Genomic DNA, 26966 nt, shown 5'->3' with positions numbered 1-26966 from the left:
CTGGGTGACGGAAAACGCCTACACGGTCGGTGACTATCTCCTGGACCGTCTCGCCGAACTCGGCGTGACCGAGATCTTCGGTGTCCCCGGCGACTATCAGCTGGAGTTTCTCGACCACATCCTGGCCCATCCGCGCATGACCTGGATCGGCGGCGCCAACGAACTCAACGCCGGCTACGCCGCCGACGGCTACGGCAGGCTGCGCGGGATGGCCGCGCTGGTCACGACGTTCGGCGTGGGCGAACTCTCGGCAGCCAACGCGGTCGCGGGCAGCTACGCCGAGCACGTTCCGGTTGTGCATATCGTCGGTGCGCCGTCCAAGGACTCCCAGGCGGCCAGACGCATCGTGCACCACACGCTCGGTGACGGCGACTTCGAGCACTTCCTGCGTATGAGTCGCGAAATCACCTGCGCCCAGGCCAATCTGGTGCCCGCCACGGCAACCCGAGAGATCGACCGCGTGCTCTCGGAAGTCCGTGAGCAGAAGCGGCCGGGCTACCTGCTGATCGCCACCGATGTCGCGCGCTTTCCCACCGAGCCGCCGACCGCGCCGCTGCCCCGCTACACCGGCGGTACCAGCCCGCGGGCGCTGTCGATGTTCACCGAAGCCGCCACGCGGCTCATCGGTGAGCACCGGCTGACCGTGCTCGCAGATTTCCTGGTGCACCGGATGGACTGCGTCGACGAACTCAACAATCTGCTCGCCGCCGACACCGTCCCGCACGCCACCCTGATGTGGGGCAAGAGCCTGGTGGACGAAAGCTCACCGAACTTCCTCGGTATCTATGCCGGTGCGGCAAGCGAGGATTCGGTGCGTGAGGTGATCGAGGATGCACCGGTACTGGTGACCGCGGGCGTGCTGTTCACCGACATGGTCAGCGGCTTTTTCAGTCAGCGCATCGACCCGGCCCGCACCATCGACATCGGCGTCAACCAGAGCCTGGTCGCGGGGCAGGTGTTCGCCCCGCTCGACATGGGAGCCGCGCTGGACGCCGTCACCTCGATCCTGAAAGGCCGCGGTGTGACATCGCCTGCGTTGGCGCCGGCCCCCGCCCGCCAGCCCGCAACACCTCCGGCGCGCGACGCTGCCCTGACGCAGGAAACGTTGTGGGACAGGCTTTCCGACGCCTTGACGCCGGGCAACGTGGTGCTGGCCGACCAAGGGACGTCGTTCTACGGCATGGCAGGGCACCGGCTGGCTTCCGGCGTCACGTTCATCGGCCAGCCACTGTGGGGGTCGATCGGCTACACGCTGCCCGCCGCACTCGGCGCGGGCCTGGCTGACCGCGACCGCCGCACGGTGCTGTTGATCGGTGACGGCGCCGCGCAATTGACAGTCCAGGAGCTCGGCGCCTTCGGCCGCGCAGGACTCGCACCGGTCGTGGCCGTCGTCAACAACGATGGATACACGGTCGAGCGCGCGATCCACGGCGCCACAGCCGAATACAACGACATCAGCGGGTGGCGCTGGACCGAACTGCCCGCCGCACTCGGGGTGTCCGATGCCCTGACGTTCCGGGTCAGTACCTACGGCGAGCTCGACGACGCATTGACCGCAGGCGCCGACGCGCAGGACCGCATGGTGTTCATCGAGGTCTTACTGGGCCGCATGGACATCCCGCCGCTGTTGACCGAGCTCGCGCAGTCCGCGTCGGCTGCCAACTCCGGCGAGGTCAGCCCTTCTTGACCTTGAGCACCTGCTTGCGCAGACCGTCCGTGGCGGTTTCCATACCGCCCTTCATGGTCCGCTTGAGGATGAAGCCGGGCAGCGGCACCGACAGGTCGATCGACATGTCGAACCGAACCTTGGTCTTGTCACCGTCGGGCGTCAAGGTGTAGCTGGCGTCCTGGGCCTTGAGCTGGCCGGCACTGACGAGCGTCCAGCTGACCTTGTTGTCCGACCAGGTGTACTCGATCACCTGCTCGTCGGTCAGCCCAGCGGCCTTGACCGTCATCTTGACCCGGCGTGGACGGCCGTTGTCGAACGTCTCGAGAATCTCGGCGCGCTGGAACTGCGGCGACCAGCTGGGTGTCGCCTCGGCATCGGCAATGACGTCGAGTATTTCCTCCGGCGTCGCCTCGATCACAACTTCTCGGGAATCGCTGGTTGCCATGCCGCGAACCCTATCGGGCTAGGCTCGGCGCCATGAGCGATACCGTCGATCCGACCGCGCCGCCGAGCGGCACCGGATGCGCGGAATGCGATGCGGTGGGTGGTTGGTGGGTGCACCTGCGACGCTGCGCGGCCTGCGGGCACATCGGCTGCTGTGATGATTCGCCGGCCCGCCACGCGTCGGCCCACTGGCGCGACACCGGACATCCGATCATCCGCTCCTTCGAGCCGGGCGAGGACTGGTTCTGGAACTTCGACACCAATGCCTACGCCGACGGGCCCGAGCTCGCCGCGCCGCAGCACCGGCCTGCCGACCAGCCGGTGCCAGGTCCGCGGGGCCGTGTTCCGTCCGACTGGGCCGCGCAGCTACGCCGTCGTTAGCCGGCCAGCACCGCCTTGGCGGCGTTGTACCCGGGGATGAAGGTGATGCCGGGGCCACCGTGGCAGCCCGCGCTGCCCAGGTACAGCCCGTCGATCGGTATCGGTTGGTCGACATAGCCTTTGGGCCCTGGGCGGTTCGGTCCCATCTGTTCGGGATGGATGAGCCCGTGGCAGTAGTCGCCGCCGGGTGCGCCGAACATCGTGGCCATGTGCTTCGGCGTGAACGTGGTGTGGCGGAGGATCCGACGCTCGAAATCCGGTGCCAGCCTGGTGATCTTCTCTATGACGCGCCTGCCCATCTCGACCTTCATATCCCCGTAGCCGGAGGTGGATTCCTCGACCGGGAACCACAGTGAGAATGCCGACGCGGCGTGCTTGCCCGCGGGCGCCAAGCTCGGATCGTGCGCGGACGGTATCTGGAACGCGATGGCGGGATCGGCGGGCACGATGCCGCGTTTCGAGTCCTGCCACTGCTGCTGCAGCTCCTCGGGCGTGCTGAAAATGCCGATGGCCGCCTGCATCTCGGGATCGTTGAGGAGCTCGTAGGGCGCGTCGAACGTCGGCGCGCCATCGAGGGCGAAGTGCATCTGCAGGTAGCTGCCCCGGTGGTCGGTGTGACCGAATCGATCCCGGACCTCGCTGGGTAGGACCGCGGGGTCGACGAGTTCGGTCACCGTGAGATCCGGCGCGATCGCCGAGACGACGACGGGCGCGGTGACCGTCGAACCGTCCGCCAGCCGCACCCCGGTAACTCGGCCGTTCTCGATCAGGATCCGTTCGACGCTGCTGCGCAACCGAAGCTCGCCGCCGGTGCCGATCAGCAGCTGACACAGATGATCGGTGAGCGCGCCGATCCCACCTGCCAGCTTCTTCATCAACACCGCGTTCTCGTCGGGGACGGCGAGCCCGAAGGCGAGTGCGGCTGCACTACCCGGCGTTTCGGGTCCGCGGTAGGTGGTGTTGACGGCGAGGAACGCCAACATGCCGCGCAGCGCGCCGTGCTTCTCGCGGTCGGGCAGGTAACGGTCGAGCACATCGCTGACCGAACCGAACAGCAGATCGCTGATCGCCGCCCGTTCGGGTTCTGTTGTGGCGCAGGCATACATCTCGTCGAGGGTGCGCGGCGGGCGGCCCGCGTCGAACCGACCCAGCGCGCGTGTTGGGGCCTGGCTCCAGGCCATCAGACCGGCCATGCCGGTCACCGCATCCGCTCCGTGCACTTCACCGAGGTGAGTCAGCATCTTCATCGGGTCGGCGTAATAGACCACCGGCGCATCGCCGACGCCGCGCAACGACACCGACATGACCTCGAGGTCGATTGTCGGCAGGTCGTCGAGGCCCAACTCGCGGCTGACCACGGCCGACGTCGGAAACTGCAACGATCCGGCGATCTCGAACCGGTAGCCGTCGAACAGTTCGACGGTCGAGGCCATTCCACCGGCGTAACGCTTGCCCTCCAGACACAGCGTGCGCAGACCCGCGCGCTGCAACAAAGCCGCAGCAGTCAAACCGTTGTGGCCGGCACCGATCACGATCGCGTCGAAATCCGCCATCGGCTGAGGCTGACATGGCACCCAAAGTTTTGTCAATAGTGACAAAACCGTGTCAGGTCAGACCGGAACGCAGCGATTCCAGTCCGGTCCGGCACAGCCGCGCGAGCTCCGGCAGGGTCCGTTCCTCGTCGCCGGCCATCCACAGCTCCATGGCACCGAACACCGCGGCGGCCACACACCGCGCGGTGACCACGACCCGCAGCAGATCATCGCCCTGCGGCGAAGCGGGTTCACGCCGGGACAGGTGGTCGGCGACCGCCTCGGCGAAATCCGTCTCGACCTGGCGGATGTGCCGCACGATCCGGCCGGGGTCGAGTTCGGACGCGCGCATGGCGGCGATCTTCGTGACGGCGTCAACGTCGTACGGAAATGCCAGGATCGCCGACTGCACCGAGTCGAGGATCGATTCACCGGCCGGCCGACCGGCCAACGCGGCGCGAAACCAGTGCAAGCCCGCGTCATAGTCGGCGAACAGCAGGTCGTGCTTGGAATTGAAGTGCCGGTAGAACGTCCGAAGCGACACCCCGGCGTCGGCGGCGATCTGCTCGGCCGAGGTGTCCTCGACCCCTTGCGCGAGAAAACGCACGAGCGCGGCCTGGCGCAACGCCTCGCGAGTGCGTTCGCTGCGTGCGGTCTGCGCCTGCCTGGCCATGCCGGTAAGTTACCGCACTCCCGAACGGCCCCCATCAAATGTCAATATTGACAAAACATCGGTCAGCGAGTGTGCTCACGCCATGGTGTCTCTCATCGTTCACGCCGTACTGGGTATCGCCGTCATCGTGCTCGTGGTCCGCTTGAATCCACAGATCTTCACCCGTCCGCCGGGTCCGCAGTTCTCCAGGATGGAGCTGGCGTTCTACGTCGTCGGCATCGCATCGATCCCGTTGTGCTGGTACTTCAACTCACAGTTCGTGGCCCAGTACGCCGTTGCGGGCGGCAATCCGATCTGGGGTCCGGGCAGCTGGACCGAGTTCATCCAACTCGGCTACACCAACCCGGCGGCAAGTTCGGCCAGCGCGGACTACACCATCGCGAATGTGATTCTGTTGCCGCTCTTCACGATCGTCGATGGACTCCGGCGTGGCATCCGCCATCCCTGGCTGTTCTTCATATCCAGCCTGTTCACGAGTTTCGCCTTCGCGTTCGCGTTCTACTTCGCGACCATCGAGCGCCAGCGCCGTCACCAGCAGGCCGGGTTGCCGGTCGGCTGACCGCTAACCGGTCGGGACGGCGGCCCGTCCGCGCAACCGCGACATGGCAAGGCCCATCACGTCGTAGTACCGCGTGGGGGCGATGCGGGCCAGCGCGTCGAACACGTACGCGTCCGGCCCCACCAGGATCCGGGCCTTACCGGCCTCCACCCCACGATGGATGATCTCGGCGGCCTTGTCGGGCTGGGTCATCGTGATCGCGGCGAACTCGTCTGCCATCTGCTCATGGCTGCGCCCACGACCCTCGGGGTCCTTGCGGAACCGGGCATTGCGCACGATGTTGGTGTTGATTCCGCCGGGATGGACGTTGACGGCCGTTACGCCCGTCCCGCGCAGTTCCTGCCGTAGCGAGTCGGTGAACCCGCGTACCGCGAATTTAGCCGAACAGTAGGCACTTTGGTTCGGCATGCCCACCAGTCCGAACACACTCGACGTGTTGACGATCGCACCTTCGTCCTGTTCGACCAGGATGGGCAGGAACGCCCGCGTGCCGTTGACCACACCGTGGAAGTTGATGTCCCACAACCAGTTGTCGTCTTCCGGCACCGAGTCGAGCACACTCGACGAGACGGCGACACCGGCGTTGTTGAACACCGCACCGATGGGCTGTGGCGCCCACTCGCGCACCTCGGCCGCGAAATCGCGCTGGGCGTCGGCCTCGCGTACATCGAGGACGCGAGTCAACACCGGACCCCGCAGGCCGGCCTCCGTCTCCTTCAGCCCGTCGGCGTCAACATCGGATATCGCGACGGGACACGAATGCGCCGAAAGCCGGTGAGCGAGCGCACGTCCGATACCCGATGCCGCGCCGGATATGACGACGGTGCGTCCGCTGATGGTTCGACGCTTGCTCACTGTTGCTCCTCGAGTTCGGCGTGGACGGCGGTGTGGGCGGTGATCAGATCCAGCAGCGTGGACCACGCCCCGACCGGTAGGTCATGTCCCATGCCGGTGATGGTCTGCAGCCGGGCACCGGGAATCGCTCTCGCAGTCGCGGCGCCACCGGTCGGATGCACCATACGATCACGGTCGCCGTGGATCACCAGCGCCGGCACGTCGATATGGGCGAGTTCTGCGGTGCGGTCGCCGGACGCGAATATGCCTGCCAGTTGCCGGGCTGTTCCCTTCGGCGCGGCGGGATCCCGGTCCCAGTCGATGCCGGATTTCTCTCGCACCCAGTCTTCGTCGAAAGGATAGCCGTGAGAACCGATGTGCCGGAACATCTTCACCGCGGCGTCGGTCGCTTCGGCACGGTTCCTCGGCGGGCGTGCCGTCGCCATGCGCCACCACGTCGACGGGGCCGGCCTTCCGATGCGCGGCGCACCGGTGTTCGACATGATCGAGGTCAGCGTCGTCACCCGGCCCGGATGGTGTGCGGCAACGGTCTGGGCGATCATGCCGCCCATCGATATCCCGACCACGTGCACCCGCTCGTAACCCAGTGCGTCGAGGAGACCCACGGTGTCTCGAGCCATGTCACCGAGGTGATACTGGTCGGGGTGATTGCCACCGCGCAGGATCGCCAGCGGATGTGGTGGCGGATACGCCATGTGGGTGGACCGTCCGGCGTCGCGGTTGTCGAACCGGGTCACGCGGTATCCCCGGCCGGCCAGCGCCGTGACGAATCCGTCGGGCCACGAATGCAACTGCTGGCCCAGTCCGGCGATGAGCACGATCGGCGGTGAATCCGGATCGCCGAACTGCTCGTAGCACAGCCGGATTCCGCGTCCGACGTCGACGATGCGCTGCTCGGTCATGCGCTGACCTCCTCGGCGGCGTGGCTCATGGTCACTGGTGATCTGTCCCTTCTGCGGTAGACGACTGCCAGGCCGCCGCGGCCCGGCGCCGTCGCGATGCCACGGGAATGCGACCGTTCACCCGGCGAATACGTGGTACGGAAGTCGAATTCCCGCAGCAGCGTGCGGAGTACGACATTCATCTCCATGTTGGCGAACGCGGCGCCGATGCAGCGGCGGATACCGCCGCCGTAGGGAATCCAGGTATGGGTGTCCGGGTTGGCGCCAAGGAACCGGTCCGGATCGAAATTCTTGGCGTTGCGGAAATTGCGTTCGGAATCGTGTGACAGGGCGATGCTCGCGATCACCACATGCCCTTCGGGGATCACCCACTCCCCCAACCGCAATCGCTGCCGCGCGACACGGCTCGTCGCGGCGATCACCGGGCGGGTGCGCTGGACTTCCCAAATGGTCGCCTGCCGGAGTTCCGATCCTCCGGCGTCGGCCTCCGCGGCCAGCCGGGCCAGCAGCCGCGGATGCCTGCGCAGCCGCTCGACCGCCCAGGACAGTGTGGTTGCGGTGGTCTCGTGACCTGCGGCCAGCAGGGTGAGCAACTCGTCGGCCACGTGCGCATCGGAGATCGGCGAGCCGTCCTCGTAACGCGCATTCAGCATGAGCGCCAGCACATCTGAGCGTTCGTCGAAATAGGGGTCAGCACGGGCCTCGGCGATGAGGGACGCGACGATCTCGTCATAGCGGCGGCGCGAGCGCTGCACTCGGCCCCACGGGCTCCACGGGCCGAGGTCACGGCGCAGCGCCGCGGGCAACACCGCCATGCGCGACGCTAGCGGCACCATGGGCGGCAGCAACTCGCGCAGCTCGTCGAGCGATTGCCCCTGTGCCCCGAACACGGTGCGCAGGATCGCGTTGAGGGTGATCCGCATCATCGGCTCCAAGGTCGCGAACTCGCGCCCCTCAGGCCAGGCGGCACTCTCGTGCAGCACCTCTTCTTCGACGATTTTCTCGTAGGCCGCCATGCGCTTGCCGTGAAACGGAGGTACGAGCAGCTTGCGGCGAGCCCGGTGCTCGTCCCCGTCGAGGCTGAAGGTCGAGCCGGGCCCGAGCACCGTGCCGAGGTTGGCGGCGCGGCCGACGAGGTCACCGTTCGTGGTGAACAGATCTTTGAGCAGAGCCGGATCGCTGACCACGACGGCTTCGCCGAAGATCGGCAGGTCGACCGTGAACGCCCCGTCGTAGCGCTTCCCGACCGCCGCGACCGCCCGGTGACGTGCGGCGAGGAACGCGATGCCGGTGACGATCTTGGGTATGCGGGGCCCCGGCGGCAGCCGCACAGGATCGGTCGTCGCCTCTGCCATGACTGCCCCTCTCGCACCGGTACCGCGATGTACCAGACGTACGGTACGCCGTGGTACCGGCTACGGCAAGGCGCGGGCCTGCTTGCCGCCGACTGGGAGGCCCCTGAGAATAGTCCGATATACCCAGGTGGCGCTGGGTGTGGGACGACTCACATTCACAGGATCGAATTTCCTGGGCGCCCGTCACGTCCTACCCGTCATGACGAGCGAAATCCACGTTGACGACCTGGAGAGCCTCGACGACCGTCGGCTGGCCCGGCGCATAGCCGAGCTCTACGCCACCGATCCGCAATTCAGCGCCGCCGATCCGTTGCCCGCGGTGGTCGAGGCCGCCCGCGTGCCCGGCCTGCGGCTGTCACAGATCCTGCAGACGTATTTCACCGGCTACGCCGATCGACCGGCCCTTGGCCACCGCGCGACCCAACTGGCCACCGATCCCGCCACGGGCCGAACGGTCGCACGGCTGCTGCCACGCTTCGACACGATCAGCTACCGAGAGTTGTGGTCGCGGGTCCGGGCGATCGCGTCGGCCTGGCGCCAGGACGCCACAGATCCGGTCAACCCCGGTGACGCCGTCGCCACAATCGGTTTCGCGAGTGCCGACTACCTCACCATTGATTTCGTGTGCGCGTACCTCGGGCTCGTGACCGTACCGCTCCAGCACAACGCTCCGGTGTCACGCCTCGCGCCGATCCTGGCCGAGGTCGAGCCGCGGGTGCTGGCCGTGAGCGCCGAATACCTGGACCTGGCAGTCGAATCCATCCAGGACAGCACGTCGATCAGCCAGGTCGTGGTGTTCGACTACCGGCCCGAGATCGATGATCACCGCGATGTCCTCGCGCGGACCCGCAGCCGGCTGGCCGACACCGCCATCACCGTCACGACGCTGGATGATGCGGTCGACCGGGGTGCGGCTTTGCGCACGGAACCGGTTTACACCGATGGCAGCGACGACCGTCTCGCGATGATCCTGTACACCTCCGGGTCGACCGGGGCGCCCAAGGGCGCGATGTACACCGAGGCAATGCTGATCAACCTGTGGACGTCGTCGTTCATCTCCGACAACACGACACCGGTGCTCAACGTGAACTTCATGCCGCTCAATCACCTCGGCGGACGTCTCCCGCTGACGTCGTCCATCCAGAACGGCGGCGTCAGTTACTTCGTACCCGAATCCGACATGTCCACTCTCTTCGACGATCTGGCGCTGGTGCGTCCCACCGAACTCGGCCTCGTGCCCCGCGTCGTCGACATGCTCTTCCAGCGCTACCGCGCGGCGGTGGACCGCCTGACCGCAGACGGCACCGACGAGCTGACCGCCGAGAAGCACGCCGCGACCGAACTACGCGAGCACGTCCTTGGCGGCCGCGTGATCAGCGGGTTCGTCTCGACCGCACCGCTGGCGGCGGAGATGCGCGAATTCCTCGACGACGTCCTGGGTGTCCACATCGCCGACCGCTACGGTCTCACCGAGACGGGGGCCGTCACACAGGACGGCGTGGTGGCCCGTCCCCCGGTCATCGACTACAAACTCATCGACGTGCCCGAGCTCGGCTACTTCAGCACCGACAAGCCGTATCCACGCGGCGAATTGCTGGTCAAGTCAGCCACTTTGACGCCCGGCTACTACAAGCGTCCCGAGGTCACCGCAAGCGTATTCGACGAGAACGGGTACTACCGCACCGGCGACGTGATGGCCGAGATCGAGCCCGACCGACTGGTCTACGTCGACCGCCGCAACAACGTGCTCAAGCTCTCACAGGGCGAGTTCGTCGCGATCGCACACTTGGAGGCTGTCTATGCGGGTGCGGCACTGGTGCGCCAGATCTTCGTGTACGGCAACAGCGAACGCGCATCTTTGCTCGCCGTCGTGGTCCCCACTCCGGAGGCCTTGGCCGCCTACGACGCCGACGGACTCAAGGCCGCGCTGGCCGAGTCGCTGCAGCACACCGCCAAGGAGGCCGAGCTGCAGTCCTATGAGGTGCCCGCCGATTTCATCGTCGAGACCGAGCCGTTCAGTGCAGCCAACGGTCTGCTGTCCGGCGTCGGAAAGCTATTGCGGCCCAATCTCAAAGACCATTACGGCCGGCGCCTGGAACAGATGTATGCCGACATCGCGGCCGCACAGGCCGACGACCTGCGAGCACTACGCCGATCTGCCGCCGACCAACCCGTGATCGACACGTTGACCCGCGCGGCCGCAACGATCCTCGGCACGGGTCAGGTGTCGCCCGAAGCCCACTTCACCGATCTCGGCGGCGATTCGCTCTCGGCACTGACACTGTCGAACCTGCTGGGTGAGCTCTTCGACATCGAGGTCCCCGTCGGCACGATCGTCAACCCGGCCAGCAATCTCGCCGAGCTCGCCGCGCACATCGAAACCCAACGCGTCACGGGCACCCACCGCCCGACCTTCGCCACGGTGCACGGGGCCGACTCGACCGAGGTCCGCGCGTCCGATCTCACGCTCGACAAGTTCATCGACGCCTCAACGCTCACCGCCGCGCCCGGATTGCCCTGCGCCACAGGCGAACCCACGACCGTATTGCTCACCGGAGCCAACGGTTGGCTCGGACGCTTCCTGGCACTGCAGTGGCTGGAGCGACTCGCCACCGTCGGCGGCACGCTCATCACCATCGTGCGCGGCCGCGACGACGCCGAGTCCAGAGTTCGGCTCTTGCGCGCATTCGACTCCGACCCTGCGCTGTCACAGCGCTTCACCGAACTCGCCGCCGGCCACCTCGAGGTGCTGGCCGGTGACATCGGTGAGCCGAATCTCGGCCTGGCACCGGCACAGTGGGACAAGCTGGCATCTGACGTCGACCTCATCGTCCATCCCGCCGCGCTGGTCAATCACGTGCTGCCGTACCAGCAGCTGTTCGGCCCCAACGTGGTCGGCACCGCCGAACTGATCAAGCTGGCCATCACCCGGCGGATCAAGCCGGTCACGTACCTGTCCACCATCGCGGTGGCCACGGGGATCGACGATTTCGAGGAGGACGGCGACATCCGCGCGGTCAGCCCGGTACGGCCGATCGACGACGGTTACGCCAACGGCTACGGCAACAGCAAGTGGGCCGGCGAGGTACTGCTACGTGAGGCGCACGACCTGTGCGGCCTGCCCGTCTCGACGTTCCGCTCCGACATGATCTTGGCCCACACCCGCTACGGCGGTCAGCTCAACGTGCCCGACATGTTCACCCGGCTGATCCTGAGCCTGCTGATCACCGGTATCGCCCCGCGGTCGTTCTACGTCGGTGACGGGCTGGGCAACCGGCCGCGGGCCCATTACGACGGTCTTCCGGTCGATTTCATCGCCGAGGCCATCACCACGCTCGGCGCGCGGGCCCGCGACGGCTACGTCTCGTACGACGTGATGAACCCGCACGACGACGGTATCTCACTGGATGTCTTCGTCGACTGGCTGATTCGGGCAGGCAACCCGATCGAACGCGTCGACGACTACGACGACTGGCTGCGTCGCTTCGAGACCGCGCTCACCGCGCTGCCCGAGAAACGACGGGTCCAGACCGTGCTTCCGCTGCTGCACGCCTACGCCAAGCCGGAGCAGCCGACGCGCGGCGCCGCCGCCCCGACGGCCGTGTTCCGTGCCGCGGTGCGGACCGCGAAGGTGGGCGCCGTCGGCGACATCCCGCACATCGAGCCCGGGCTGCTCGGCAAGTACGTGACCGATCTGCGCCGGCTGGGCCTGCTCTAGCCGCGGGGTTCCAACAGTGCGATCGACGCGTCGACGGCCTCTTCGGTGATGTCGCTCATCCGGCCGCCGCTCTCGACCGTGATGGCGGTCAGCTCCCGCAGACCGCCAAGCACCATGATCACGCGCTGGCGCGACACCTCGACGCCCGCGGCGTGAAACTCCTCGGTGTCACTGATCGTCTGCACCATCGCGATGAAGTTCTCCATCGCCTCCCGCTGAAGGGCGCGCGCCGAGGTGCCCAGCGACGGCACGTCGCGGATCCAGCTCAGCATCAGCTCGGGATGTGCCTCACCCGACGCGATCCACGCCTCGATGGCCTGGCGAACCTGATCGCGCCACGGCGCATGCGGGTCGACGGCGGCCGAGATCTGACGGACCTGTTCGGCATTGGCGTTGGTCAGCAGCGCCACGAAGCACTCTTCACGATCGGCGAAGTGCTCGTAGAACGTCCGCCGCGAGGTGCGGGCGCGGCGGACGATATCGGCGACTGTGGTCTTCTGGTAGCCGTCCTCGATGATCGACGCCTCGAGTGCGTCGAGCAGGCGGAGCCGAAAGGCACTCTTGTCGGCCTCAACGGCGGTAGCGGCACTGTTCATATCGGGCTGCAATCGTACTGACCGTGGCGCTGCTTCAGCGGCGCACCGTCGGGCTGTGGCCGAATGTGGACCTCGGGCCCGAGCCGCGGGGCTGGTTCTGCTGGAACGCCAGGCACGTCCCGAGGTGCCCGGCCACACAGGGCACGCCGTTCATCGTGGGCACGGGCCCGCCGGAGTACACCCCGGTGGGATCGCGGTAGGCGGGTTCGGCCACCGCCGACGGTGCGAACATCACCGCGGCGCCTGCCGCAAGCGCCAAACAGGCCGTCACGATCCGGCACATAGCGCCAGGGTAGCCCTGCTCATCAGCCGATCGGCGTCAACGGACTCAGCACATCGCGCACGAACTGGGCGATGTTCACCGACGGGTTCCCGTCGGGGAAGCTCACGGTGGCCAGGATGTTGCCGCCCGCGTCGGCGAAATTCTGGTCGGCGCGGCCCTGATGCGTCGACGAGGTCACCAGGATGATGCCCGACGTGCCCGCCTTCTTCGCGAGCGGCACCGAGAACTGCGCGTTCTGGACGGTGCTGTTCGCCCTGTCCTCGACGATGATCCGGTTGGCCGGAAAACCAAGCAGCAGAAGCAGATTGCGCATCTGCCCGGCTTCGGTCTGGCCGTTCTGGGGGTTGCCGCCGGTCACGATGATCGGCGACTGCGGGAACGACTGCGCGATGACGAGACCGGTGAGTACGCGGTGGTAGAGGATCGTGCGCATCGAGCCATCGGGCTTGAGGCCGTAGCCGAGGATGACGATGGCCGGCTTCGAGAAGTCCTTGCTCGCGACCGGTGGGGCGGCCTGGGCAATGGAGGGCGCCAACCCGCCGCACATCACCGCCAACGCGAGCGCAGCGCCCCCGAGTGCGACTCTCAGCCGTTTCCCCACAATCCACCCCCGAGAAAATTGCGACACGCGTGTTTATCGGTGCGTTTGGGGATGATGTTACAGATATGGTTCTTGTGGTGCAGTGTGCCTACTGTTAGGCGAACGGGAATTGAGCAGCCGAGATAACCACCGACCAAGACGTCGATGGAATTCATTGCAAGAACAGGCGAGAGCCTCGCCGGAAAATGACGACACGCGTCAACCGCAAATCTGAGTGGCCAGGGCCGGGATCGAACCGGCGACCTTCCGCTTTTCAGGCGGACGCTCATACCAACTGAGCTACCTGGCCGGAAGGCCTCGGCTCTTGCAAACCGAAGTGCCTCGCCGTGATGGCGACCCTGACGGGACTTGAACCCGCGACCTCCGCCGTGACAGGGCGGCGCGCTAACCAACTGCGCCACAGGGCCTTGCTTTCCTGCGTACTCCGCGTTACCGCGTAGCGTACCCCCAACGGGATTCGAACCCGTGCTACCGCCGTGAAAGGGCGGCGTCCTAGGCCACTAGACGATGGGGGCCTAATCCGAATCTCTCCGGGGTACTCGCGACGTTGTCCGTTGGGAGCTTCGATAGCTTAGGGTACAAAGGCCGAATTCCTCAAACCCAATGGTCACAGGCCGTTGAGCCGGTGCTTGCACACACCTCGGCCGCCACCAAGTATCCTGTTTCACCGCGCCCCTATAGCTCAGTTGGTAGAGCTACGGACTTTTAATCCGCAGGTCCCAGGTTCGAGCCCTGGTGGGGGCACAAACAACGTCCGATGAGTTTCTCGCCGTCGGCAGTCGGTATTGGCATGACTGAAGAAACCGTCGTCGCGAAGACCGTCGTCAATGCACCTGCAGAGGCTGTCTTCGACCTGCTGGCAGATCCGTCGACGCACGCGGCGATCGATGGCACCGGTTGGGTGCGCCAGCCCGTCGATGCGACTCGTGTGACGGGCACCGGACAGGTGTTCCGGATGGCGATGTATCACGACCTGCACCCGAACAAGCACTACGAGATGGCGAACCGCGTCGAGGTGTTCGACTGGCCGCGGGCGATCGCCTGGCTGCCGGGAACCGAACCGCGACACATTCCGGGCCGCGACGCTTCCGACGACTCCACGGTCGAGTACGGGGGTTGGATCTGGCGCTATGACCTCGAACCAATCGGCACGGATCGAACCGAGGTCACCCTGACCTACGACTGGTCGAATGTGCCGCCACACCACCGCGACATCGAGTTCCCGCCGTTCGGCCCCGAGCATCTGGACAACTCGCTGCGGCATCTGGCCGAGATGGCCGAGCGCGCCTAGTCGCGACGCCTGTCAACATCAGTGGGCGCCGCACAGGAATGCCCTCTATGGTGTCTTCCGGGGGGTCGCTGGTTGAACAGACTGGTCGTACGAAGGAGTCGCTAATGTCGTCCCGGCGCCTTGCCACCCGTGCTCTCGCCACCTCGGTCAGCGCCGCCGCGTTGGCGGCAGCCATGACGTTCGGTATCGCACCGGCGCACGCCACTCCCGAGGACGACAAGTTCTTCGCCATCGTGAAAGACCTGGGCGTCGCTACGAATTCGCCAGAAGAGGCAGGCACGGTCGGGCGTGGAGTCTGCGATGCGGTCGACAAAGGCAAGATCGAACCTGCGCGCACGGTACGCAGCATCATGAACCAGTTGATGTCTCAGGCGGGCATCGACAAGGGCCAGGCCGCGAATCTGGTCTGGGGCGCCGTCAAGGTCTACTGCCCCCAGTACAGCTCGATCGTCGGACGCTAGCCGCCCGAATGGTGGGCCGGGACGCGGACCTCCGGCGGCGATCCCATGACCCCGAGCGCATTGTCGACGGCCGAGCGGGTGGCGTCGAATAATTCCCTGGCCCGCTGCGGAACGAATCCCACCGGATGTGACCAAACACTCTGGAACGCAAGACTTCCCAGCACCGGCACGATGTGCGTGCTGGCCGCTTGCGGCAGGTATGCCGGATGCGCTGTCGCGGTCACTGCGCCCAGCGCGACGACCGCGGCGCTGAGCACCGCGGCAAACGCAACACCGATTGACCGAGTAGTGCGGAGAACGGCCCCCCGGCGAATCTTCATTCGCACCACACAGTGATCCTGCACCAACTCACGGCGCGAGGTACAGCGGTTAACGCATTCGCTACATCAGACCTCGGGGCAGTAGTGCCACGGATTACCGCGAGCGTCGAGCGGCGGCAGGTTGCGCGGGGGCGTCTCGCGCAGCGGCGCATCGGCCGGGAGGCGGCCGGTCGCACGGTCCCAGCCCGCCCGGGCGCGCGGGTGCATGCGTCGGCGCTTGGGCAGCATCTTGAACGTGTAGTGCACGAGTCTGCCGAACAGTCGGTGCAGCTTCTCGTCACGCCCGGACCAGGTGTAGCCCATCAACTCGCGCACGGGCGGGTCATAGAGACCGACGGTCACCCAAACGGCGAACGGTCCCAACAGTCTCAGATTGAGCTTCCACAGGGGATCCGGAATCCATTCCAGCGACGGGTGTTTCGGCATTGTCGACAGGTCGAGCACCTCACGCGCCGCGTAGTTGTTCTCGAGCACGTTGCGGCACATGTGGTCCCAGTAGACCTGGAATTCCTCCCAGCTCTCGGGAACCGGCCGCATGCTCATGCCGTACTGGCGATACCACGTGATGTGTTCGTCGAACAGCTGGCGCTTCTGGTCCTCGGTGAGACCACCGCCGAAATGCTCCGCGGTGAGGATCGTGCCCATGAAGAACGTGGAATGCGCCCAGTAGAAAACGTCGGGGTTGAGTGCGCTGTAACGGCGCCCCATGGAATCGACGCCCTTGATGCCGATGTGATAGTCGCGCACCTGCGCGCCCGTCTGCGGGGCGCGGTCGCCGTCGAACACCACGCCGCCGATCGGATACAAGGACCGCAGGAGCCGCGGGATGCGCTCGCGGAAAAAGATCGAATGCTGCTCGACGGCAGCGCCGAGCTGCGGGTGCATGTTCTGCATCGAGCCGGCCCACGGGCCCTGCAACAGACCGCGCCAGTCTCCGAAGATCCGCCAGGTGAGCGAATCCGGCCCCAGGACGTCGGGCAGCGCCTCATAGCCGCCCGACGCGGGACATCCCGCCGCCATCGGAGCGGAACCGCTGGTCACCGGGCACGTCTCAGAAGTATCTTGTGTCACAGATGCACTTTCTGCCGGCAGGGTCAGCCAGTCTGATCCGATTTTGACTACATACGTTGTCACCCAGAGCTTAGGAGTACATGTGCCGTCCGGTCAACGACGCGGCCGATGGTCGGGCGTTCCCCTGCGCGAGCGCACGGCCCTTCGCCGCGACGAACTGATCGCTGCCGGGGTGAAATTGCTCGGCGACGCCGACGGTCCGGCACTTACGGTTCGCGCGGTTTGCCGTGAGGCCGAGCTGACCGAACGGTACTTCTACGAGAGTTTCACCGATCGCGACGGTTTCGTACGGGCCGTCTATGACGACGTCTGCGCCAGGGCGATGTCGGCGCTGACCTCGGCGGTCACCCCCAGAGAGGCGGTGGAACGGTTTGTCGCGCTGATGGTCGACGACCCCGCGCGGGGCAGGGTGCTTCTGCTGGCTCCCGAATCCGAGCCGGTGCTGACGCGATCCGGCGCCGAGTGGATGCCGAACTTCATCGATCTGCTGCAGCGCAAACTCACCCGCATCGCCGACCCGGTGCGCCAGGCAATGGTCGCGACCAGCCTCATCGGCGCACTGACGGCGCTGTTCACCGCCTATCTCAACGACCGGCTGCCGGCCACCCGCGAGCAGTTCATCGACTATTGCGTGGACATGCTGCTGGGCCGGGTACCGAGTTTCTGAGCCGGCCTATTCGTCAGGAGTGCTGACCTCGGCCAATTCGCCTTCCTCGTCGGACGCGGCCACCTCGGCGGCGGCCTTGGCCTCGCGCCCGAGCGGGCTCGCAATCGACGCACCAGGATTGACGGCCGTGGCATGGTCACCCGCGCAGTTCAGCGACAACTGCACGACGTCCTCGGTGTACTCCCAGTAGACATCGTCGGTCATCGGGACGAGCGGCCTGGTGTCCCAGGCGTTGGTGACGATGCACTCGTCCTTCGGCAAACGGCCGCCGACGGTCACCGCGATGCGTGGCGTGGCACCGCTGTCCTCGATTGCCGAGGCGGCATCGGCGTATGGCTGCCCCACCACGTCCGGTGCTGCCGACGCAACACCCGCTCCGGCCACTGCGACTGCGAATCCCGCGGCTGACGTGCCGAGAACACTTCCGAGCACCCTGACGATCTTCATTTGGCCCGACCTTCCCCATCCGGTGATCTCTCCCGGAAATGGGGCGGCCAGCGCCTTCGATAGTGCCTTCAGTCGCCCCACGGCCCGCGACGAATGTCGCGGACTCCAGGAGCTAACCGAATTCTAGCCGTCGAGACGGCCGACGAACCGGAACTTTTATTCGTCGGGTGTGCTGGCCTCGGCGAGTTCTTCCTCCTCGGCAGCCGCGGCCTCGTCGGCAGCGGCCTTGGCCTCACGTCCGGCCGGGCTCGCCAGCGAAGCACCCGGGTTGGTCGCCGAGGCGTACCCGCCGTCGCAGTTGAGGGACAGCATCACTTCACCGTCGGCGTGCTCGTACTCGTCGCCGGCATCGCGCACGAACGGCGCATCCCAGGCGTTGGTAACCACACACTCGTCCTGCGACAACTTGCTGCCGACCGTGACGGCGACCTTCGGCTCGCCGCCGTCATCCTCGATCGCCGATGCGGCGTCTTCGTACGTCTGACCCACGACATCAGGGGCGGCAGCCGCGATACCTGCTCCGAACAGGCCGGCCGCCCCGAAAGCGATGGCTGCTCCAGCCCCGGCAACGACGAGCTTCTTCATATGCGCCCGGCTCCTCACGGTAATCCCACCACTGCGCCAAACGGCAGTCCGCGAGGAGATTACCGAGCGGACCGCACGAAAGACGGTTGCGCAGAAGGGAACTGTGCGTGAACGCTCAGTGCGAGAGGAGCGGGCTCGATGCCCTACTCGTCGGGAGTGCTGGCCTCGGCGAGTTCTTCTTCCTCAGCGGCGGCGGCCTCGTCGGCGGCGGCCTTGGCCTCGCGTCCGGCCGGGCTCGCGATCGAGGCACCGGGGTTGGTGGCCGTGGCGTGGTCGCCGTCGCAGTTCAGCGCGACCATGACCTCACCGTCGGCGTGCGCGAACTCGCCGCCGTCATCGCGCATGAACGGCGCGTCCCAGGCGTTGGTGACGATGCAATCGTCCTGCGACAGCTTGCTGCCCACCGTGACCGCGACCTTGGGGGTGCCGCCGTCGTCCTCGATCGCCGTCGCGGCATCCGAGTAGGTCTGGCCCACGACATCAGGTGCCGCGGCGGCAATACCGGCGCCGAGGAGGGACGACACGGCCGCACTGGCAGCAACCGCCGCTCCGGCCCCGAGAACGATGAGCTTCTTCACGTGTGCCCAACCTCCGAGTCTGGGTATTCGATGTCTGTTCGATGAACGTTCGGTTGTGATCTCTTAACGTTCCCGCGGATCGTACCGTCATCCCCCGCGTGGCGCAGGGCTGATGTGACGCCGGTCGGCGTAACTTGATGTCACCGGGTTACACAGATATATTGACTGCAACCAACAGGTACAGATAACTGGGCGGCGTCTCCGGACGCGAGGAGGGTAAGGACCTATGACGAAGGAACTCACCGACCTACAGCTCCTGCATGAGCTTGAGCCTGTCGTCGAGTCCAGCATCAACCGCCACATGCGGATGCGTAAGGACTGGAACCCGCACGACTACATCCCGTGGTCCGACGGCAAGAACTATTACGCACTCGGCGGTCAGGACTGGGAGCCCGGGCAGTCGAAGCTCTCCGAGGTCGCGCAGACCGCGATGGTGCAGAACCTGCTCACCGAGGACAACCTGCCCTCCTATCACCGCGAGATCGCGATGAACATGGGCATGGACGGCGCCTGGGGCCAGTGGGTCAACCGCTGGACCGCCGAGGAGAACCGGCACGGCATCGCCCTGCGTGACTACCTCGTCGTGACCCGCGCAGTCGATCCCGTCGAGCTCGAAGAACTGCGCGTCGAGCAGGTCACCCGCGGCTTCTCGCCCGGCCAGAACATGCAGGGCGACCTGTTTGCCGAGAGCCTGTTCGACTCCGTCATCTACGTGACTTTCCAGGAGCTCGCGACCCGCGTATCGCACCGCAACACCGGCAAGGCCTGCGACGAGCCCATCGCCGATCAGCTGCTGCAACGTATCTCCGGTGACGAGAACCTGCACATGATCTTCTATCGCGATGTCAGCGCGGCCGGCCTGGACATCGCCCCGAACCAGGCGATGGCCTCATTGCACCGGGTGCTCGACAACTTCAAGATGCCTGGCTACACCGTCCCTGACTTCCGCCGCAAGGCCGTCGTCATCGCCGTCGGTGGCGTCTATGATCCGCGAATTCACCTCGACGACGTCGTGATGCCGGTGCTCAAGAAGTGGCGCATCTTCGAACGCGAGGACTTCACCGGCGAAGGCGCGCGGCTGCGTGACGACCTGGGCCGGCTGGTGGAGGAGCTCGAGGACGCCTGCGACAAGTTCGAGGTGGCCAAGGAGCGCCGGCTCGAGCGCGAGCGCAAGGTCGCCGAGAAGAAGGCCATGAAGAACCTGTTGGTGACGACCTCGTCGACGGTATGACGCTGACGGCACCGCCTGCCGATACGACCCGATCTGGCCTCCAGATCGGGTCGATCGCATTGCGCAGTCCAGTCGTCCTCGCGCCGATGGCCGGCGTGACCAACGTTGCGTTTCGCACACTGTGCCGCGAACTCGAAGTGGCACGCGCGGGCACCGTCAGCGGCCTGTACGTGTGCGAGATGGTGACGGCGCGCGCGCTCGTCGAACGCCATCCGGTGACGATGCACATGACGACGTTCGCGCCCGACGAATCACCGCGGTCGCTGCAGCTCTACACCGTCGACCCGGAGACCACCTACCGGGCCGCGAAGATGATCGCCGACGAGGGCATGGCCGATCACATCGACATGAACTTCGGCTGCCCGGTGCCCAAGGTCACCAAGCGCGGCGGTGGCGCGGCCCTGCCGTACAAACGGCGGTTGTTCGGCCAGATCGTCGCGGCGGCCGTGCGCGCGACCGTGGGCACCGACATTCCCGTGACCGTGAAATTCCGCATCGGTATCGACGACGCCAACCACACGCATCTCGACGCCGGCCGGATCGCCGCCGAAGAGGGTGCCGCAGCCGTCGCCCTGCACGCCCGTACGGCGTCGCAGCGGTACTCCGGGACCGCCGACTGGGACCAGATCGCGGCCCTCAAGGCACACGTCACGACGGTTCCGGTACTGGGCAACGGCGACATCTTCGAAGCCGACGACGCGCTGGCCATGATGGCCGCGACCGGCTGCGACGGCGTGGTGATCGGACGCGGCTGCCTCGGGCGGCCCTGGCTGTTCGCCGAGCTGTCCGCGGCCTTCAACGGTCGGCCGATTCCGATTCCGCCGACACTGGGCGAGGTCGCCGACATCGTTCGCCGCCACGGTGAGTTGCTGAGCGAGCACTTCGGCGAGGACAAGGGCATGCGCGACATCCGCAAGCACGTCGCGTGGTATCTGCACGGCTTCCCCGCCGGTGCCGACTTGCGTCGATCCCTGGCTCTGGTCAAGACACTGCGCGAACTCGACGAACTGCTCGACCAAGTGGATCGCGACGCACCGTTCCCGCCCGCCGCCACCGGCCCGCGGGGCAGGCAGGGCTCGGCCGCGTCGGTCTCGTTGCCGGAGGGCTGGCTCGACGACCCCGACGACTGCGCGGTACCTGCCGGAGCCGACGTCATGCACTCGGGAGGCTGATCGAAATCAGCGATCGAGCCGACCGTCGAGACAACTTCGAGACGCGCCTGTCATCTCTTGTGACTGGCTGTCTCTCAGGATCGCTCAGTACGATGATGATCTTGTCGCGGCTGACACGTTTGACTCTCAAGTAGCGCAGCCACGCACACTGCTGCTAGAAGACTTAGGGGCAAGTACTAGCAGCGCCAGGCAGATTGACGCGCACCGACGCGCACCATCCAATGAGTCGGAGGCCGATAGGACATGAGTGACGGCGACAACGCCACTCCTGACCGTCGGCGTCACCGTGCCCCTGAGGACGGCTCCGACAACCAATGGATTACCCGATCTCCCCAGCCTTTACCAGGCGCCGCGCCGTGGGAACGCAGTGATCGCGTGCAACCCGACGACCTGACGCCCGACGAGCCGACCGGAAACCATGCCGACGGCGTCACCGTCGCCGACCTCATCGCCAAGGTCGCCGGAACCGCGCCCGAGACTGCGCCAAGGCGATCCCGCCACCGCCTCGAGCCAGAACCGGAACCCGAGCCGGAGCCCACGCCAGCTCCGGTGCCGGTGCCGATGCCCGAACCGGCACCCGAACGACCTGCGGAACGGACCCAGGTTCTGGAGCCCGTGCGGTACGAGCCCGAGGACTATCCGCAGGACTACCCGTCCGACATCGATGAATCCCAGGGCTTCGCGCCCGAAGAGTTCGCACCGGCGCCCGAACCCGTGCGCGACCCGGACGCGATGGACACCGAGATCATCCCGGCAGTCCGCGACGAGCCCGACCTGTTGGGCACGCATCGGCCCTCGTGGCGGCCCGGCCGGTCGCCGCAGGCGGCGGATCCGACCGACGAGTTCGACGAGTTCGAGGACTTCGAAGAGCGCGACCCGGCAGCGCGCCGCAAGGTCATGTTGGCAGGCCGGGCGATCGCGGCCCTGATCGCGGTGCTGACGCTCGTCTTGACCGGCGGCGCGTGGCAGTGGCAGACGTCGAAGAACAACTCACTCAACAAGGTCGCCGCGCTCGACCCGAACTCGCGCGACATCATCGACCCGAACGCCCAATTCGGTGACGAGAACTTCCTGATCGTCGGTGTCGACAGCCGGTTCGGTGAGAACGCCGGCATGGGTGCGGGCAACACCGAGGACGCAGGCGGAGCGCGCTCGGACACGATCATGCTGGTCAACATTCCCGCCAACCGGGAACGGGTTGTCGCGGTGTCGTTCCCCCGCGACCTGGAGATCAGCCCGATCGAGTGCGAGCCGTGGAACGCCGAGACCGCGACGTACGGCCCGCTCTACGACGAGGAATCCGGCACATACGGCCCGGACCAGGTCTATACCGAGACGAAGCTGAACTCGGCGTTCGCGTTCGGCGGCCCGAAGTGCCTCGTGAAGGTCATTCAGAAGATGTCGGGGTTGTCGATCAACCGCTTCATGGCCGTCGACTTCGCCGGATTCGCGAAGATGGTGGACGCGCTCGGCGGCGTCGAGGTGTGCAGCACCACCCCGCTTGAGGATTACGAGCTCGGCACCGTCCTGGCGAACGCAGGCCGCCAGACCGTCGACGGCCACACCGCGCTGAACTACGTGCGTGCGCGCCAGGTCACCACCGAATTCAACGGCGACTACGGCCGTATCAAACGCCAGCAACTGTTCCTGTCGTCGCTGTTGCGTTCGCTGATCTCCAAGGACACGTTCTTCTCGCTGAACAAGCTCAACAACGTCGTCAACATGTTCATCGCCGACAGCTACGTCGACAACATCAAGACCAAGGATCTCGTCGACCTCGGCCAGTCGGTGCAGGGCGTCAATGCCGGGCGGATCACCTTCGTCACGGTCCCGACCACCGGGTACGCCGACGAATGGGGCAATGAGCAGCCCCGCATCGAGGACATGCAGGCGCTGTTCGACGCGATCATCAACGACGACCCGTTGCCCGGCGAGAAGAACCCGGACAACACGCCTGTCCCCGGGACGCCCGAATCCGCCACGTCGTCCGCGCAGGCGTCGCAGGCACCAGAGACGACCGCCGAGGCCCCGGCACCCTCAGCGCCGGAACCCGCCGAGCTGGTCAGCGCCGTCACGACCGAACCGCAGCAGGTCACGGTCCAGGTCTCGAACTCGACCGGTCAGAGCGGGCTCGCGGCAACCGCGGCCACCGAGCTGCAGCAGCATGGATTCAACGTCAACACGCCGGATGACTACCCGGGCCCGCTTGCCTCGACCACGGTGTTCTTCTCCCCCGGAAACGAGGAGGCGGCCGCGACGGTGGCGTCCTCGTTCCCGAATCCGACCATCGAACGGGTCGGCGGGATGGGCGATGTCGTTCAGGTTGTGCTTGGCAGCGACTTCAACGCCGTGAACGCTCCCACCCCGAGCGGTTCGGCCGTACAGGTGAGCGTCGTGCACGGCACCAACAGCCCGCCCACGCATCTGCCGGAGGATCTGAACGTCACGAACGCGGCGGACACGACCTGCGAATAGTCCAGTGAAGGGCATTCACTGTCCGTTCACTCATGGCGTCGTGACTATCGGGCCTCTGACCGCCTAATCTTGGTGCATGCGTACCCAGTACCACGAACAATTGGATTCACTCACGGACCAGCTCGGCGCGATGTGCGAGTTGGCGGGTACCGCGATGGAGCGCGCAACCCAGGCGCTGCTGCAAGCCGATCTGGTGCTGGCCGAGCAGGTCATCACCGACCACGACCAGATGACGGTGCTCAGCACGCAGGCCGAGGAATCCGCATTCGTGTTGCTGGCTTTGCAGGCACCGGTGGCCGGTGATCTGCGCTCGGTCGTCGGCGCGATTCAGATCGTGGCCGATGTCGACCGCATGGGGGCACTGGCGCTGCACGTGGCCAAGATCGCGCGCCGCAGGCACCCGCAGCACGCGCTGCCCGAAGAGGTCAACGGCTATTTCTCGGAGATGGGCCGCGTCGCAGTTGAATTGGGCCACGCTGCCCGCGAGGTGCTGATCACCCGGGATCCGGAGAAGGCCGCTCGGATCCAGGAGGAAGACGATGCGATGGACGATCTGCATCGCCATCTCTTCACGGTGCTGATGGACCGGGAGTGGAAGCACGGCGTGACCGCCGCGGTCGACGTGACGTTGCTCAGCCGGTTCTACGAGCGGTTCGCCGACCACGCGGTCGAGGTGGCCCGCCGAGTCATCTTCCAGGTCACCGGAACCTATCCGGACGGCGAGAAGGTCGCCAACCAGAACTGACGGGTCAGTCCGCCGGCACCAGGCGGACTCCCACTTTCTGCGCGGCCGCCAGATCACGCAGCACCTTCGTCAGCACCTGCAGTTCGGCAGTGCTGTAGCGCAGCAGGAAATCGGCGAATCCCCGGTTCATCTCGTCGTGAAGCTGCCGGTGCAGCTCTGCGACCAGTTCGCCATCGGCACTGAGCGCAAGCTCGATTTCCTTGCGGTTTCCCGGGATTGGCGTCCGGGTCACCAGTCCGGCCTCGACGAGGCGCTGAACATGTTTGGACACCGTGCCTTTGAGGTGACCAGACCTGGCGGCCAAGCCGACGACGCTCACCGGTCCGTCGGCGATGGCCGCCAGTAGATGCATCGACAGCGTCGGCAGCGACCGCACGGCGGCTGACAACTTGGCCGGGCACCGCTGCGCCATGAAGTCGCGCTCGGCGTCGCCGTCCTCGTCACCGTCGAACTTGTCCGCCACCGCGGCGAGCAGCCCGGTGATGTCATCGACCAGCGCCGTCTTGGTTTTCATGGAAACTATATTGCCACCCCGCCGCGACCCGGTATATCGTTTCCATGGAAACAATACCTACGGAAACCAAGGAGCGGACATGAAAGCCGCGGTAGTCACCCAGTGGGGCGAAACCCCCTCATACACCGATGTTCCCGACCCTCAGCCACGCGACGGCGCCGAGGTTGCCGACGTCGAAGCGTCCGCACTGACCAATCTGACGCGGGGTCTGATGTCCGGTAAGCACTACGCCAGCAAGGAAATCCAACTGCCGGCCATCCCTGGTGTGGACGGTGTCGCGCGCCTGGCCGACGGGCGCCGAATCTACACGGGCGCACTCGCCCCCTACGGCATGATGGCGCAGCGCGCGCTGGTCGACCCCACAGGCGGTGTCGAGATACCCGAACACGTCGATTCGGTGCTCGCGGCGGCAGTTCCGAATCCGGCCATGTCGGCATGGATGGCGCTGTCGCACGCCGCCGCGGTCAAACCCGGCGACCACATCCTGGTGCTCGGCGCCACCGGCGTGACCGGCTCGGTGGCGGTGCAATTGGCCGGTTCGGTGTTCGGCGCCGCCAGGGTTGTGGTGGCCGGTCGCGACACCGGCCGCCTGGAGTGGCTGCGAACCGCAGGCGCACACGACGCGATCGCGCTTGGCACAGACGATCTCGGCGCGCGGGTGGCCGAGCTACACGCGCAACGGCCATTCGACGCCGTGCTCGACTATCTGTGGGGCCGGCCCGCCGAACAGACGCTGACCGCCCTCGCCAGCAGCCACCCGGCCGCGCACCATCACGCCACCCGCTTCGTCCAGATCGGCTCGATGGCAGGCTCGACGCTCAACCTCGATGCGGGTGTGCTGCGCAGCACCGGAATCACCTTGTGCGGCGTGGGTATCGGCAGCATTCCGCCGGAAGTGCTGGTGCAGACGCGCGCCGATGCATTGCCGAAGCTGTTCGCCATGGTCGCGGCGGGCGAACTCCAATTACGCACGCAGGCCCGGCCACTGTCCGACGTCGAGCAGGTGTGGACAGCTGCCGGGCCTTCGGGCACGCGGGTGGTGTTGACGCCCTGACTCAGCCGAAGCGGCCGGAGATGTAGTCCTCGGTCGCCTTCTGGTTCGGGTTGGAGAAGATCTTCTCGGTGTCGTCGATCTCGATGAGCCTGCCGGGCTTGCCGGTGGCCTCGAGGTTGAAGAACGCCGTCTGATCGCTCACGCGCGCGGCCTGCTGCATGTTGTGCGTGACGATGACGATCGTGTAATCCAGCTTGAGCGTGGAGATCAGATCTTCGATCGCCAGCGTGGAGATCGGGTCGAGCGCCGAGCACGGCTCGTCCATGAGGAGCACGTCGGGCTGCACGGCGATCGCACGGGCGATGCACAACCGCTGCTGCTGACCACCGGACAGGCCACCACCGGGCTTGTCGAGGCGGTCCTTGACCTCGTTCCACAGGTTGGCGCCCTTGAGCGAACGCTCCGCGACCTCGTCGAGGGTCTTCTTGTTGCGCACGCCCTGCAGCTTCAGGCCGGCCACCACGTTGTCGCGAATCGACATGGTGGGGAAGGGATTCGGGCGCTGGAAGACCATGCCGATGGTCTTACGCACGCCCACCGGGTCCACGCCCGCGCCGTAGATGTCCTCGCCGTCGAGCAGCACCGAACCCTCGACCCGAGCACCGGGGATGACCTCGTGCATACGGTTGAGCGTGCGCAGCACGGTCGACTTGCCGCAGCCCGACGGACCGATGAACGCGGTCACGCTGCGCGGCTGCACCGACAACGCGACGTCGGCGACCGCGTGGAAAGCCCCGTAGTAGATGTTGACGTCTTTGAGATCTAGCCGTTTGGCCATGGGTAGCTC

At 66.2% G+C, this 26966-nt stretch carries 28 protein-coding genes and 4 tRNA genes; 13 read left to right on the top strand and 19 right to left on the bottom strand.

The features are described from left to right. Positions 1–4: 4 nt before the first annotated feature. On the top strand, positions 5–1687 hold the full coding sequence (locus ACRCUN_RS18665; protein ID WP_462143103.1) for an alpha-keto acid decarboxylase family protein: 1683 nt from the start codon (positions 5–7) through the stop codon (positions 1685–1687). Here ACRCUN_RS18665 and ACRCUN_RS18660 read toward each other — a convergent pair. Then, positions 1674–2114, bottom strand: a complete 441-nt coding sequence (locus ACRCUN_RS18660) for an SRPBCC family protein (protein ID WP_462143102.1) — start codon at positions 2112–2114, stop codon at positions 1674–1676. The two genes, ACRCUN_RS18665 and ACRCUN_RS18660, sit on opposite strands and share 14 nt — an antisense overlap. 32 nt (positions 2115–2146) lie before the next feature. On the opposite strand from ACRCUN_RS18660, the gene ACRCUN_RS18655 reads away from it, so the two are divergent. Next, positions 2147–2494, top strand: coding sequence for a UBP-type zinc finger domain-containing protein (locus tag ACRCUN_RS18655; protein ID WP_462143101.1), 348 nt, complete (start codon positions 2147–2149; stop codon positions 2492–2494). Here the strand turns inward: ACRCUN_RS18655 and ACRCUN_RS18650 are convergent. Then, the gene (locus ACRCUN_RS18650) at positions 2491–4047 is read right to left on the bottom strand and encodes a phytoene desaturase family protein (protein WP_462143100.1); all 1557 of its coding nucleotides are present in this window, start codon (positions 4045–4047) and stop codon (positions 2491–2493) included. The genes ACRCUN_RS18655 and ACRCUN_RS18650 overlap by 4 nt on opposite strands. Positions 4048–4099: 52 nt before the next feature. After that, complete coding sequence (locus ACRCUN_RS18645; protein ID WP_462143099.1) at positions 4100–4699, bottom strand: TetR/AcrR family transcriptional regulator; 600 nt, start codon at positions 4697–4699, stop codon at positions 4100–4102. A gap of 82 nt (positions 4700–4781) precedes the next feature. Here ACRCUN_RS18645 and ACRCUN_RS18640 point away from each other — a divergent pair, with 82 nt between their 5' ends. Next, positions 4782–5258 (top strand): DUF2834 domain-containing protein, encoded by a 477-nt coding sequence (locus ACRCUN_RS18640; protein ID WP_462143098.1) that lies wholly within the window; start codon positions 4782–4784, stop codon positions 5256–5258. Positions 5259–5261: 3 nt separating this feature from the next. On the opposite strand, the gene ACRCUN_RS18635 is transcribed toward ACRCUN_RS18640, so the two are convergent. From ACRCUN_RS18635 to ACRCUN_RS18625, 3 genes are read right to left on the bottom strand one after another with little or no spacing between them, the layout of a single operon-like run. Continuing rightward, positions 5262–6113 carry an SDR family NAD(P)-dependent oxidoreductase gene (locus ACRCUN_RS18635; RefSeq protein WP_462143097.1) on the bottom strand — a complete coding sequence of 284 codons (852 nt, stop codon included), beginning with the start codon at positions 6111–6113 and terminating at the stop codon, positions 5262–5264. Beyond that, positions 6110–7015, bottom strand: a complete 906-nt coding sequence (locus tag ACRCUN_RS18630; RefSeq protein ID WP_462143096.1) for an alpha/beta fold hydrolase — start codon at positions 7013–7015, stop codon at positions 6110–6112. The genes ACRCUN_RS18635 and ACRCUN_RS18630 overlap by 4 nt, the downstream gene beginning before the upstream one ends. Beyond that, positions 7012–8370: a cytochrome P450 gene (locus ACRCUN_RS18625; RefSeq protein WP_462143095.1), complete on the bottom strand. Its 1359-nt coding sequence runs from the start codon at positions 8368–8370 to the stop codon at positions 7012–7014. Before ACRCUN_RS18625 ends, ACRCUN_RS18630 begins: the two co-directional genes overlap by 4 nt. Positions 8371–8569: 199 nt before the next feature. On the opposite strand from ACRCUN_RS18625, the gene car reads away from it, so the two are divergent. Beyond that, positions 8570–12088: a carboxylic acid reductase gene (gene car / locus ACRCUN_RS18620; protein ID WP_462143094.1), complete on the top strand. Its 3519-nt coding sequence runs from the start codon at positions 8570–8572 to the stop codon at positions 12086–12088. Here the strand turns inward: car and ACRCUN_RS18615 are convergent. From ACRCUN_RS18615 to ACRCUN_RS18590, 6 genes are all read right to left on the bottom strand, one after another. Beyond that, entirely contained in the window at positions 12085–12684 is a 600-nt protein-coding gene (locus ACRCUN_RS18615; RefSeq protein WP_462143093.1) for a TetR/AcrR family transcriptional regulator, read from the bottom strand. The genes car and ACRCUN_RS18615 overlap by 4 nt on opposite strands. Positions 12685–12718: 34 nt before the next feature. Then, positions 12719–12967, bottom strand: coding sequence for a hypothetical protein (locus ACRCUN_RS18610; protein WP_462143092.1), 249 nt, complete (start codon positions 12965–12967; stop codon positions 12719–12721). Between the two features lie 22 nt (positions 12968–12989). After that, complete coding sequence (locus ACRCUN_RS18605) at positions 12990–13514, bottom strand: YdcF family protein (protein ID WP_462143146.1); 525 nt, start codon at positions 13512–13514, stop codon at positions 12990–12992. Between the two features lie 269 nt (positions 13515–13783). Beyond that, positions 13784–13857: transfer RNA gene (locus ACRCUN_RS18600), tRNA-Phe, on the bottom strand. A gap of 41 nt (positions 13858–13898) precedes the next feature. Continuing rightward, positions 13899–13975 (bottom strand) — tRNA-Asp (locus ACRCUN_RS18595). Between the two features lie 35 nt (positions 13976–14010). Next, positions 14011–14083, bottom strand: a tRNA-Glu gene (locus ACRCUN_RS18590). 156 nt (positions 14084–14239) lie between these two features. On the opposite strand from ACRCUN_RS18590, the gene ACRCUN_RS18585 reads away from it, so the two are divergent. The 3 genes from ACRCUN_RS18585 (at position 14240) to ACRCUN_RS18575 (ending at position 15320) form a co-directional block, all read left to right on the top strand. Then, a tRNA-Lys gene (locus tag ACRCUN_RS18585) sits at positions 14240–14312 on the top strand. A 46-nt stretch (positions 14313–14358) separates the two neighbouring features. Further along, a complete protein-coding gene (locus tag ACRCUN_RS18580) occupies positions 14359–14859 on the top strand; it encodes an SRPBCC family protein (protein WP_462143091.1) in 501 nt (166 codons plus the stop codon). A gap of 104 nt (positions 14860–14963) precedes the next feature. Beyond that, positions 14964–15320, top strand: coding sequence for a DUF732 domain-containing protein (locus tag ACRCUN_RS18575; RefSeq protein WP_462143090.1), 357 nt, complete (start codon positions 14964–14966; stop codon positions 15318–15320). Here ACRCUN_RS18575 and ACRCUN_RS18570 read toward each other — a convergent pair. Continuing rightward, on the bottom strand, positions 15317–15640 hold the full coding sequence (locus ACRCUN_RS18570; RefSeq protein ID WP_462143089.1) for a hypothetical protein: 324 nt from the start codon (positions 15638–15640) through the stop codon (positions 15317–15319). The two genes, ACRCUN_RS18575 and ACRCUN_RS18570, sit on opposite strands and share 4 nt — an antisense overlap. Before the next feature lie 66 nt (positions 15641–15706). Then, on the bottom strand, positions 15707–16711 hold the full coding sequence (locus ACRCUN_RS18565) for an oxygenase MpaB family protein (protein ID WP_462143088.1): 1005 nt from the start codon (positions 16709–16711) through the stop codon (positions 15707–15709). Between the two features lie 82 nt (positions 16712–16793). On the opposite strand from ACRCUN_RS18565, the gene ACRCUN_RS18560 reads away from it, so the two are divergent. Continuing rightward, complete coding sequence (locus ACRCUN_RS18560) at positions 16794–17378, top strand: TetR/AcrR family transcriptional regulator (protein ID WP_462143087.1); 585 nt, start codon at positions 16794–16796, stop codon at positions 17376–17378. 6 nt (positions 17379–17384) lie between these two features. Here ACRCUN_RS18560 and ACRCUN_RS18555 read toward each other — a convergent pair whose 3' ends face one another. From ACRCUN_RS18555 to ACRCUN_RS18545, 3 genes are all read right to left on the bottom strand, one after another. Beyond that, positions 17385–17825, bottom strand: coding sequence for a hypothetical protein (locus ACRCUN_RS18555; RefSeq protein ID WP_462143086.1), 441 nt, complete (start codon positions 17823–17825; stop codon positions 17385–17387). 156 nt (positions 17826–17981) lie between these two features. After that, positions 17982–18410, bottom strand: a complete 429-nt coding sequence (locus ACRCUN_RS18550; RefSeq protein WP_067846464.1) for a hypothetical protein — start codon at positions 18408–18410, stop codon at positions 17982–17984. 143 nt (positions 18411–18553) lie between these two features. Then, positions 18554–18988, bottom strand: a complete 435-nt coding sequence (locus ACRCUN_RS18545) for a hypothetical protein (protein ID WP_462143085.1) — start codon at positions 18986–18988, stop codon at positions 18554–18556. 226 nt (positions 18989–19214) lie between these two features. Here ACRCUN_RS18545 and ACRCUN_RS18540 point away from each other — a divergent pair, with 226 nt between their 5' ends. From ACRCUN_RS18540 to phoU, 4 genes are all read left to right on the top strand, one after another. After that, positions 19215–20219, top strand: a complete 1005-nt coding sequence (locus ACRCUN_RS18540; protein WP_462143084.1) for an acyl-ACP desaturase — start codon at positions 19215–19217, stop codon at positions 20217–20219. After that, a complete protein-coding gene (gene dusB / locus ACRCUN_RS18535) occupies positions 20216–21391 on the top strand; it encodes a tRNA dihydrouridine synthase DusB (protein ID WP_462143083.1) in 1176 nt (391 codons plus the stop codon). The genes ACRCUN_RS18540 and dusB overlap by 4 nt, the downstream gene beginning before the upstream one ends. 243 nt (positions 21392–21634) lie before the next feature. Further along, the gene (locus ACRCUN_RS18530) at positions 21635–23866 is read left to right on the top strand and encodes an LCP family protein (protein ID WP_462143082.1); all 2232 of its coding nucleotides are present in this window, start codon (positions 21635–21637) and stop codon (positions 23864–23866) included. A gap of 76 nt (positions 23867–23942) precedes the next feature. Beyond that, on the top strand, positions 23943–24611 hold the full coding sequence (gene phoU / locus ACRCUN_RS18525) for a phosphate signaling complex protein PhoU (RefSeq protein ID WP_462143081.1): 669 nt from the start codon (positions 23943–23945) through the stop codon (positions 24609–24611). Between the two features lie 4 nt (positions 24612–24615). Here phoU and ACRCUN_RS18520 read toward each other — a convergent pair whose 3' ends face one another. Then, positions 24616–25125 (bottom strand): MarR family transcriptional regulator, encoded by a 510-nt coding sequence (locus tag ACRCUN_RS18520; protein WP_462143080.1) that lies wholly within the window; start codon positions 25123–25125, stop codon positions 24616–24618. Between the two features lie 79 nt (positions 25126–25204). On the opposite strand from ACRCUN_RS18520, the gene ACRCUN_RS18515 reads away from it, so the two are divergent. Continuing rightward, a complete protein-coding gene (locus tag ACRCUN_RS18515; RefSeq protein WP_462143079.1) occupies positions 25205–26179 on the top strand; it encodes a quinone oxidoreductase family protein in 975 nt (324 codons plus the stop codon). Position 26180: 1 nt separating this feature from the next. On the opposite strand, the gene pstB is transcribed toward ACRCUN_RS18515, so the two are convergent. After that, positions 26181–26957 (bottom strand): phosphate ABC transporter ATP-binding protein PstB, encoded by a 777-nt coding sequence (gene pstB / locus ACRCUN_RS18510; protein ID WP_085141796.1) that lies wholly within the window; start codon positions 26955–26957, stop codon positions 26181–26183. Positions 26958–26966: the final 9 nt, after the last annotated feature.

Source organism: Mycobacterium venezuelense (genome assembly GCF_054919535.1).
This window is presented reverse-complemented; position numbering and strand designations above follow the sequence as displayed.